Genomic DNA, 11,711 nt, shown 5'->3' on the forward strand with positions numbered 1-11,711 from the left:
TTATTTATGAGAACCATGACACAAAGAGCCCTATTGTTGTTATTCCTTCCCCTGCTGGCGTTTACAGGCAGGCTGTCTGCGCAGAACGCAACAGCGTACGAACTGACCGTTGATTATGCCATCATGGGCTTCGGCCGTATTGCAACCTGCGACAGCAACTATGAAATAGATGCTATTATGCAGAATGGCAGTACGAGCCTTATCGCCTTTGGATCGCTGGATGGTCTAAACGTTGGCGAGGTGCGGTATTTTCCTCCACAGACTATCACTTTTACCTCGGACAATCCGGTAACACGGATCGCAATATGGAGCAAACGGAAAATCAGCTGTAGCAAAACCGCGGATGCTGGTGAAAGAGACTACTCTCTTCCGGCGGGAAATATTACATGGTTTGATGTGAACGTTGGCGGTTTATTTACTGGCTATGACCTTGAGTCTAATATGCATATAACCATTAAGCCTGCGCTCATAACAACAGCGATTCCCACCAACGGGAATGTCATCAACAGAACAGGCAGCGCCCTGCATGATGCTCCGAAAACATTCGTTGAATTATCCCGGGAAAGATAATAACGCGGAATAAACGAATAGCAGTTATACTCAGTGGCTGGTGAACGGCCGCTGAGTTGCTGAAAGATAGCTACGGCAAATGTGAAAATGACCGAAGACGAATCGCTGAAGATTCAACACCGTTTATGAGTAAGGCGTACGCGCTGTGAACAAAGACGGTCTGAGCAGGCCCGCTCAGAAAAGTTAAAACAAGTTAAATCCCTGCATACTTTTTACTTATGCGACCAATGATAAAAAGAGCCCTATTCCTGTTATTACTTCCCCTGCTGGTGTTTACCAGCAGGCTATCCGCGCAGAACCCAACGGCGGTGTATGAGCTGACCGTGAAATGCGACATTATGGGCTTCGGCACAGCAACCTGCGGTAGTCTCTATGAAGTATATGCCATTATGGACTACGGTGGTTCAAGGCTTATCTCCTCCGGATCCCTGGACGGTATCCCCGATGGCACACCATGGTATTTTCCCGCCAAGACGATCACCTTTACGTCAGACAATATGGTAAAAGGGATTGCAGTATATGGCAAGCGGAAATCCAGCTGCAGCAAAACCCAGGAATCAAAGGAACTGGATTATATGTTCCCGGCGGGCGATCGTACCTGTTTTAGCACCAGGGTGGGTGGGATGTTTGCTGGTTATCATTCTGAGTCTACGCTGTTTATAGATGTTAAACCTGTGTCCAAGGTATATGAATTACAGCTCCAGACAACGGAAGTATATCCCGGCAATGTGCAGCTAAACTATAACGTGACTGCTCATTATACAGATGGCACACAGGACGAGATATTCGCGTTTATATCGACTGCGCTTCAAGGCAATGGGGATGTCATCAACAGGACAGGCAGCGTCATACACAGCACCCCAAAGACAATAGCATCCATAGAAGTTTCCAGCGAGAAGATTCGAGGCGGCTTTTGGCCAATTGTAAAGGATACGAAGACCTTTCCTGTCAGTCATACAGGTCTGGAATTTGACGGGAATATTGATAACCCGTTTGTCTCATTGATGGACGAGAGCAGTAAAATCCATGTGACCTATAAAGAGGTCGTGAATGACCTGGTATATGACGGACAAGGATCCTATATACTACCTACTGACGCTGAGATCAAGATCATTGGCACCCCGGGGATACCTAACCAGCAATACCTCTGGCAATACCTGGACTATAATGGCATTTGGCAAAACGCCCCGGCCAACAAGCAGGGATCCAACGTGCTTCAAGTTTCCGCCCGAAGTCTTTTTGGAAATGATTGGGAAAAATATCTCGCCAAACACGTACTGGTTAGAATGTTACCTGCCTGCGCGCAGGACCGGCCATCCGCCATGATTACGTTGGAGTGCCGCCTGGAAGCGCCGCACATTACAAGCATCATTCCTAGGAAGATATCCTGTAACGGCGCTAATGACGGCGGTTTTACACTCATCTTTGACCGTGAGGCGCATACTGGTGAGACCATAAACGTAGAAATCAAGGACCTGAAAAACGTTGTCGGTGGGACTAAACCCAATCAGACAGGTGTTACGATGGGGCCAGACAAGACTTATACCTGGCCTTTAAATACGCTTCCCGCCACCACCTACCGGGTAAAGGTGACAGGGGATATTAATAACACCCCCACTTACAGCGACGGAAGCACGTTTGACTTCCAGCTGGATGAACCCACACCGGTCATCTTCTCTACACCCGCTCCTATTGCTGTAAAATGTTACGACGGTAGCGATGGCGGCATCAACCTTAACATTAATGGCGGCGCAGGTGGTTATGTAGCGTCGTATAAAGGGGTTGCGGATGTTGATTATCTCACGCAGCCATTCACCGCGAACACCATAACAGGCCTCGCCAAGGGAGATTACCTGATAAAGGTAAAAGACCAGAACGGATGTGCCGGTAAGACAACTGCGGGAGACGAAGAAATGAGCTTCAGTGTTAAACAACCTGACGCACCACTTGGGGTGGATGCTACTACTATCACGGACCCTAAGGCATTCGGATATACAGATGGCAGCATTACTGTTCATCTGAAGGGCGGCACGCCCAAGCCGGATGGCTCCTACGATGTTGAATGGCGGAAGGCTGATGGTACCTTGTTAACACCCGTAAATACTGTAGATGGCAATGGCATCTATACCACCACTATCAACAACCAGCCTGACGGCGATTACACCCTGACTGTCACGGACGGCAACTATAATGCGGCTGCCACCAACGGCAGGACAGGCTGTACGCTCAATAATACATTTAAACTGACACAGCCACCGCCATTAGTAGCTAACATACAGATCACAGACAGCGTTAGCTGTAATGGCAAGAGTGATGGTACGCTGACCGCAATCATAAGCGGCGGTATGCCATTTAAAACCCTGCCTCACTACACCTATGAATGGTACCAGATAACGAATGGCGTGGCTGTATCTATCGGACAAACGGATAGCACCGCCGTTGACCTGCCCGCTGGTCTGTACCTGGTAAAGGCAACAGATGCCAATGGTATCAGTATATTATCCGATACAACAGACCTCGTAGATCCGACCTCCTTACAGGTACAATTCAACACCACACCAGCTACCTGTTACGATGGCAGCAATGGGGCGCTGCAGGCACTCGTAAGCGGCGGTACAACACCATACCGGTACAACTGGAGCAATGGCAGCCAGCAGGCTTATAATCCGGGTCTGCACGCCGGTACATATACAGTGAATATAACTGACTATCATGGATGTCCCTTGTCAGGCGATTCCGCAGTGGAACAACCTGCTGCTCCGCTACAGATAGTACAGCAGGTATTAACCCAACCTCTTGCCAACGGTTACTCAGATGGTAGCATTAAGATACTGTTGCAAGGTGGTACCGCTAATGCAGACGGCAGCTATAACGTTAGCTGGCAAAAGGCAGACGGTACACCGCTGGGTAGTGGCGTGGGGCAGGTAGTGGCTGGTGTTTATGAAAACGTGCTGTCAGGCATACCAGCAGGCGATTACAAGGCTATTATTACAGATGCGCAATATACCGGTCCGGACCTGAATATGCAGGGTTGTACGTTGACAGGAGAGTTCCCGCTGAAGGAGCCACCTCCATTAGTCGTAACCATCGCGGAGCGGCGTTATGTATCCTGTAAAGGAGCTGCCGATGGCGTGCTGGCTGCTACCGCTGACGGTGGCGTACGCATAAACGGTCCGCTGCCATACCGCTTTGCATGGTATAAGAAGGGGAGTGGTGGTTATAGCGCTATCGGTCAGACAACACCATCAGCCAGCGGATTAACGACCGGTATCTATAAAGTGATCATTACAGACGCAAATAATATTGATAAAACATCGGATTCCTTCCTGCTTGTTGAACCAGACCTGCTGCAGGTGCAGCTGGCCACTACACCGGTGACCTGTGCCAGCGGACAGGATGGCGCGGTAACTACCACCGTTAGCGGTGGCACAGGACCTTTCCGCTATGAATGGACGAATGGTGAAACCACCAGCAATATCAGCAACTTAACAGAAGGCTCTTACCTGGTGTTTGTAACAGACGCACGTGGTTGTGAAGCACAAAACAATGCAGATGTATTTATACCAAACGGCATTGTGGTAAATGCAGACATCACTGCACCTATTTGCGCGGGTAGTGGCGATGGCGCCATTAATGCGCAGATCAGCGGAGGTATTCCTCCTTACCGGTATGAATGGAGTAACGGTGCTACCACCAACAGGATAGATCAGCTGAAGGCAGGCAAATACATACTTACTGTCCAGGATGCGAACAATTGTAAACGTGTGCAGACTTTCAATCTGCCGGACCCAACGCCATTACAGGTGTTACTGGGCGCCGACAAAACACTCTGTAACAGTCAGACCTATACAATAAATGCTGCTATTGCAGATCCTGCGGCTACTTATACCTGGGGCGGCGAGCCAGCCTTCCAGGCTACTACGCCATCTGTGACGCTCAATCAGAGCGGGCAGTATTGGGTAAGCGTTATGGATGGTAAAGGTTGTATAGGCCGTGATACGATCAACATACAACAACTGAAAACGGATATCTCTGCAGAGTTTGTGGTATCCACACAGGTATTCCGTAATGAGGAAGTGTCGCTGATCAATATCAGCACCCCTGTACCGGAGCGCACTGTATGGGAGATACCAACCAACAAGAACATTACGGTGTTGCAGAACACGCCGCTGCTGGTGGGACTGCGCTTTGCAGATACCGGCGTGTATCATATCACGCTGCACTCCTATATCGGCAGTTGTGAACAGGTGTTTACCAAAGAGATCGCCGTACTGGAACAACAATCCATGCCAGCTCCCGGAGGCGCACAACAGCCGTTCATCACGTCGTTTGAAGTATCGCCAAATCCTAACAACGGACAATTCACTGTGCGTGTGACTTTGGATAAAGCAGCAGAGATACGTCTGCGCCTGTTCAACATCATCAGCAACCAGTTGGTGAATGACCGTAAGGAAAGCGCTGCTGCGCAATTTAACATCAACTACCAGTTGAATATCACGGCAGGCACTTATGTGCTGCTGCTGGAAACGCCGCTGGGTAATGTGATAAGGAAGATCATCATCACCCAATAATCACTATGAAGACGAAACTGATATCCTATACTATATTATTCATACTGCTGCTGGGTGCGTGTTATAAAGAAGTGCCCCGCCCGCTGACGGTAGATTTCGCCTACGTGCTGGCAGACAGCTCGCATACAGTACCGATTTCTGTGAACATCGCCAACCGCAGCGCAGGCGCCACCGGTTTTAAGTGGAGCTTTGAAGGTGGTGAACCAGCAACATCTGACTATGAGAACCCGGGAGCCATCAGCTTTGCGCAGGCCGGACCGCATAAGATCACGCTGGAAGCCTGGAATGACGACACCCGGAGTAGCAAGACCATCATCCTGCAGCTGGATAGTGCCGTACAGGTCACCTTCGATGCAGAGGTACAGGTGAATGATTTTTCGCCCGTACAGGTTAAGCTCACTAACCATACAACAGGCGCCAGCAGTTATAACTGGACTTTCCAGGACGGTGATCCTGCCAGTGCCAACACCGCCTTGCCGCCGATGGTGACCTTTACCACACCCGGATCACATACTATTACCCTGCAGGTGAGTAATGGCGGGCAACAGTTCACTGCCAGCAAAACCATCACGGTAAAGGCACCCTTGCATACTGACTTTACGCTAAACCCCGGACCTTTCGACGATGACTACGAAGCGCCCCTGACAGCAGTACTCGGCGGCAAAAGTGTGAGCTATCTTACACAGCAGTGGCAGTGCGCGGGTGGTGTACTGGATAGCGATACTGCTTCTGCCAATACAGTATACTTTGCCAATCCGGGTACCTATACCGTTACATTGACAAATACCAATGGGAAAGGATCAGAGACGGTGAATAAGACCATCACGGTAAAACCTAATTCGCACCTTCGTACCATCACAGACGTTAGGCTGGGCATCAGCACTGCGCATACAGATATTGGCTGTTTTTATTCTACCCGCTTGCGGAAGGTATACCGTAAGAATGATGATCTGACAAAAGAGGGGAAAGAGATTGACCTGGTATTTTTTGGGCTGAGCCGCAGTTTTACCTATAACAAGTTTGTATCGCCGGATTCAGCTACCAGTTATACTTTCCCTGCCATACCTGGTGCTACGGTAACGCGTTTCATCAACAGGCAGGAACAATGCAATTGCGGCGTATCATTCAGCGTAAGCGATTTTGACAACATGCAGACAGATGCTCCTTTGCAATCACTGCAACTGCCGGCTAACGCTATTGGCGGCCTGCAATTTGACCAGACAGTATTACCCCGTATTATATTATTCCAGACGGCAGATGGCCGTAAGGGCGCCATTAAGATAAAGGACTATGTGCTGGAAGGCAACACAGCCTATATAGTGGCGGATATTAAAGTCCAGAAATATGAATAGATCCCGCATCCTATACCTGTGTACCGCTGCCTTACTGCTGCCGCTGTTTTCATCTGCGCAGCAGATAGACCTGGAACATATCCGGGATCTGTTTGGCAAGGGTAAACCCCTTAAAGTGAATGGCGGGGTAAGTGCCAGTACCGTATTCAACAGTGGTACCGGTGGTGGCCGGCAACCATTTAGCTGGTTCCTGAACGGTAACGTGAATACCAATATACTGGGAAGGATCAACCTGCCTTTTTCATTTAACCTTACTAATGCCGGCGGTGGTTACTCGTACCCCACCATGCCTAACCGCTTAAGCCTGCATCCCAGTTATAAAGGGGTGACAGCGCATATTGGGGATGTAGCTATGTCGTTCTCTCCCTACACCTTAAACGGTCATCAGTTTACAGGGGTAGGACTGGACATAGCCACCAAGCCAACATGGAGCATCAGTATGATGTACGGAAGGCTGTTGCGCGCAGTCAATTACGACAGCACCAACAGGAACATACTACCTACGTACAGGCGGATGGGTTATGGCGCTAAATTGTCCTTACAGCAATCCAACTATGCATTGTCGCTGAACTTCCTGCATGCGCAGGATTTCACCGACCCTATGCAATACATCCCGGATACCTTGCACATCTATCCTAAAGCAAACCTTGCTGTGAGTGTTGCCGGTATGCTGCGCCCTGCCAAAGGATTGGAGTTGACCGTGGAGTATGCTAACAGTGCGATGAAACTGGACAAAAGGGATTATCACCCCACCAGATCCGGCAGCGGCAATCTGCTGGAAAGCGTATTTATGTATGATATCAAGAATACGCAGTTCTTTAAGGCCATCAGAGCCGGCATGAACTACACATTTCATAAAAGTGTGATAGGGCTGGGCTATGAGCGTATCGACCCTGGCTACCAGACGTTGGGTACCTACTATATGAACAATGACCTGGAGAACATCACAGTGAACCTGTCGCAACCACTGCTGCATGATAAGGCCACTATATCCGGCAACGTGGGGTACCAGCGCGATGACCTGAACAATACCAAGGCTGGTGCTACCTTCCGGATGGTGAGTGCAATAAACGCGACTTATATGCCGAATGAAAGATGGAATGCGAACTTTACTTATTCTAACTTCCAGACCTACACGCATATAAAGCCGCAATTTGATTATATTAACCAGACGAATCCCTATGAGAATATGGATACGCTGAATTTTAAACAGATATCGCAAAGTGCAGGGTTGACGCTTACCTATATGCTAAAAACCAATAAGAAGAAAAGCCACACCATCAACCTGAACCTGAATGTACAGGATGCGGCGGATATACAGAACGATGTGCTTTGGAAAGGCAACGGGTCGCGTTTTTATAACTCCAGCACCGCATATACCTTGTTACTGATAAAGCAGCAGATGAGCATTACCGGTGCTTTTAACCTGAGTTATAATACTATTGGGAGAGACGACTTCCTGACACTGGGGCCTACTTTAGGATTGAATACACGCTTATTTGATAAAAAGATGACAGCCGGCTTTAATACCTCCTACAATAGCAGTACCAGTAATGGACAGCAACAGGGGCAGGTGTTGAATTTCCGTGTAAATGCAGCGTATATGTTTATGAGAAAACATAACCTGAATATGAATGCGGTACGCCAGACACGGTGGACGCCTAAAGGAACGTCTAGCAATGTAACGGCAACGGTGGGGTATAACTATAGTTTTTGAGTGTAAGATCTATCATCAGCAGATACCTGCATAATACATAAAGGCCGTCCGCGATAACGGACGGCCCTAGGTTTATACATAGTCTATATTCGGTCGTCGTTCAGTAAAATACTGCCCAGGCAGATCATGGCAACATCCTCTACAAGTCCTGCAACAGGATCAGGTGTGCCGGTCATCTTCCCGAATTTCTTTCTTGCATAGTAAGTTACATAAGCGCCTGCACAGGCTGCCGCAGCGCCTATCAGCGCACCCAGCCACATGCTTTTACGTTTTCTTCTGCTGACGATGGCCCCGGTAAGGGCGCCTGAAATACTTCTGCTGATCAGACCCGCAGGCGCGATCCTGTCGCCTATGCCGGGGAGTTTATCAACATAGGTCTCTCCGGCAGCCATTAATGTTAATACTTTACTGTCGGGAAAGATCAGCGCAGGCGCCAATGTTGTACGGGAACCCGCAATAGCGCTCATTCCGGCAATAACAGCGATATCTCTGGCGCTGTTGCCATTCATACGTTGTTTTACTGTCTTTGTATCGCTGATCTTTTTAATGTCTGTACTTGCGTGTGTACCGTTTCTCATGCCATGAATTTTAGGTGATATATTGTTTCAAGGCCCATTCGGATAAATGTTATACTACTTTCGTACCAGTCAGTACCGGGTACAGCCGTACACGCTGTCTGTCAGCACCGTTTATATACGAAGGATAGAGGCGTCCAAAAGAGCTTCAGTAAACGGTTTTAGCAGACAGGGATAAATTTTTTACTGCGGCAGAATAACCTTAAAAATGCAATGATAGCAACCGATTGAGACCGTGCTCAGGAAGGAACGTTGTGTAAAATGTCCTACATTCTGGCATTTTATTTGGGACCCGGTATAACATATACGTCTCAGCTTTTTTGATGCGAAAGGCCTTTTATCCATTAGCCGTTAACCAGAGACCGGCAACTTTTCCCTCATTTCTTTTTCCCCTCAGATATATAAAAAAATATATCCATTTTAACATTATTTAATATATTCGTCTTTGTTTGTACTTAGTACACCAGACCCTACCTATGGATAAGATAACCTACGGCATACACCGCACCCACAATATCAGTTTTACAAATAAAATTACTGGCATAAGCAACCCGGTTAATGGACAATTTACTGCCGACTTCAATGGGTATGCAGTCAAAAATTGTAAAAATAAGTAGCATCAGAAGATGAAAAATAATACATTCCGTATAGCGCTGCTGACAGGCATACTATTGTGTGCCAGTTATTTCAGATCGGTGGCGCAGAAGTATCCTGTACGAGTACAGGTGCAGTTACTGCAACCTGTATCGCCGCAGCTGGTTAATCTATACACGGGCACGCAGGCCAGAATGATTGTCACCTTGTTGAACACCGACCTGCAGCATCCCACAATGTCCGTCCGCTTACGCTTTACTATCAAAGGCGGGAATGCGGTGTTGCGTAATAAGGATTATGTTTATTACCCAACTATTCAGCTGGATGCAGGTATTCCCACGCGACTCAGCCTGGATGACCTGGCGCCTTATTTTCAGTTGAGCAATCTCGATGCTGCGGGTATCCCACCTACGCAATTAATGCCGAACATTCACCTGCCGGATGGATATTATACTTTCTGTGTAGAGGCGATAGAAGTTAATAGCGGCCAGCAGGTCAGCAATAGTACGCAGGGATGTTCTCCGCCTGCCTGGATCAGTATGAGTCAGCCGCCTTTACTGAACCTGCCGGTCAAGGGTGGAGGCGTGCCATTCAGGGAACCCCTGAACATTATCTTCAACTGGACACCCCGGCATATGAGCAGCGCCAATGCTGCTTTCCAGACGGAATACGAGTTCACGTTGACAGAGCTATGGGATACGGTCATTGCACCGGAAGCGGCGTTTCTGAATTCCCCTCCTTTATATCAGACCACTACCCCTACAACAACGTTATTGTACGGCCCTGCAGAGCCTCCGCTCTTGCCGGGCAAGCGATACGCATGGCGCATCAAGGCAAAGGCGAAAATGGGCGTTGATGAATATGATGTATTCCTGAACAATGGGTACAGTGAAATTTACTGGTTCGTATTACAGGAAAATTGTCAGCCACCGCAGCAGGCATTGGCAACGGTAGAGAACAACACCGTTACTGTCAATTGGTTACCACAACCCCAGATGTCTGAATATATACTGGAATATCGCGAAGCGAATAAAAACGGCGCAGATTGGTTCAACATAAAAACAACGGACACGCATGCCACCATTTTAGATGCGGTGCCCGGCAGAAGTTATGAGTATCGCGTAGGTGGTTACTGTGTGTCAGCAATAAAAACAATGGGCGATCTGCATGGTTTCGATATGCCGGCGAGAGATACGGCTGATAATAAAAACTGTGGACTATTACCTGATATCAAGCTGGCTAACCAGGAGCAGCTGAAGGATTTGAAGAATGGAGACCTGATCCTGGCGGGCGACTTCCCGGTTCGTCTTACAAGCGTATCTGGCGCTGGTACATTCCAGGGAACAGGTTATGTAATGATCCCATTCCTGAGTGATACGAGAGTGAAAGTGACCTTTAACAATATCACTGTCAATACCAACCACCAGTTGCTGAGCGGTGTGATACAAACCACTTTCGATAGCACGGCAGCACAGGTAGTGGGCGTTGACGATGCCATACAGACCGTAAAAGATCTGGCGAGTGTAGTGAATGATCTGGCGCATCTGACGATAGATAGCGACTACCTGACAGTGAAAGAGTTGGCTGACGAGATCAGGAAACTGGCGGAGGATGAATTGCCGGAAGATCTGAAGGACCGTATTATCAAAGCCGCCGATAAGCTGGAGCAGACCAAGAAAGATTACGACGAAGCGAAGACGGAATATGATAATGCAAAAACGCCGGAAGAGAAGGCGGCTGCCAAAGACAAGAAGGACAAGGCAGCAGCAGCATTTGATGAGGCGAAGAAAGAAGTGGATGCGGTGAATAAAGAGAAGGAGGAATTCGTGAAGTCGGTGACTGATATGTTGGTGAAGGCAGTCAAAGGCCTGAAATCAGATTATAACGACAGCAAGCGTGCAAAGATCAATGAGGATTTCAATGCCAGTCGCAAGGCATTAAATGATATGATCAGCGATACGAAGAAAGCGCTGCTCGATGGAAGAGCGTTGCCTGCAAATGGCAACCAGAGTAATAATGTGGTGGTCATTGTGATAGATAGTGTAGATGTATCTGCGCCGGAAGAAGATGCGTTTTCAAAACTGAGTGTCGCATTTAAAGAGGCGGAACTGCAGAAGAATAAAATGGCAGTTGTAGATATGTTTGACCAGCATATATCTAGCAAAGAATATTATGCATTTATAACCCAGGTACTGAAAATAAATGGTAAGAATCTCGTCGATTACATCATTGCGGAAAGGAATGATGAGGTGGAAGACGAAGTGATCGTTGATAATCTGAAACAGGAACTGGCGGGAATGATAACTGATCTATTGAATAAATAAGCAGGTAA

General features: G+C 48.0%; 6 protein-coding genes. 5 read left to right on the forward strand and 1 reads right to left on the reverse strand.

Going from position 1 to position 11,711, the window contains the following annotated elements; translation table 11 throughout:
* Positions 1-6: 6 nt before the first annotated feature.
* The 4 genes from CLV42_RS14105 to CLV42_RS14120 all read left to right on the forward strand — a co-directional run bounded on the left by CLV42_RS14105 (position 7) and on the right by CLV42_RS14120 (position 8,210).
* Positions 7-570, forward strand: a complete 564-nt coding sequence (locus tag CLV42_RS14105; protein ID WP_106602570.1) for a hypothetical protein — start codon at positions 7-9, stop codon at positions 568-570.
* A gap of 227 nt (positions 571-797) precedes the next feature.
* Complete coding sequence (locus CLV42_RS14110; RefSeq protein WP_170117510.1) at positions 798-5,141, forward strand: T9SS type A sorting domain-containing protein; 4,344 nt, start codon at positions 798-800, stop codon at positions 5,139-5,141.
* 5 nt (positions 5,142-5,146) lie between these two features.
* A complete protein-coding gene (locus CLV42_RS14115; RefSeq protein ID WP_106602572.1) occupies positions 5,147-6,493 on the forward strand; it encodes a PKD domain-containing protein in 1,347 nt (448 codons plus the stop codon).
* Complete coding sequence (locus CLV42_RS14120; protein WP_106602573.1) at positions 6,486-8,210, forward strand: hypothetical protein; 1,725 nt, start codon at positions 6,486-6,488, stop codon at positions 8,208-8,210. The genes CLV42_RS14115 and CLV42_RS14120 overlap by 8 nt, the downstream gene beginning before the upstream one ends.
* An 83-nt stretch (positions 8,211-8,293) precedes the next feature.
* Here CLV42_RS14120 and CLV42_RS14125 read toward each other — a convergent pair whose 3' ends face one another.
* A complete protein-coding gene (locus tag CLV42_RS14125; protein ID WP_106602574.1) occupies positions 8,294-8,788 on the reverse strand; it encodes a hypothetical protein in 495 nt (164 codons plus the stop codon).
* Between the two features lie 623 nt (positions 8,789-9,411).
* Between CLV42_RS14125 and CLV42_RS14130 the strand changes: the two genes are divergently transcribed.
* The gene (locus CLV42_RS14130) at positions 9,412-11,703 is read left to right on the forward strand and encodes a fibronectin type III domain-containing protein (RefSeq protein WP_106602575.1); all 2,292 of its coding nucleotides are present in this window, start codon (positions 9,412-9,414) and stop codon (positions 11,701-11,703) included.
* Positions 11,704-11,711: the final 8 nt, after the last annotated feature.

The organism is Chitinophaga ginsengisoli (assembly GCF_003014595.1).
Taxonomy (GTDB): domain Bacteria; phylum Bacteroidota; class Bacteroidia; order Chitinophagales; family Chitinophagaceae; genus Chitinophaga; species Chitinophaga ginsengisoli.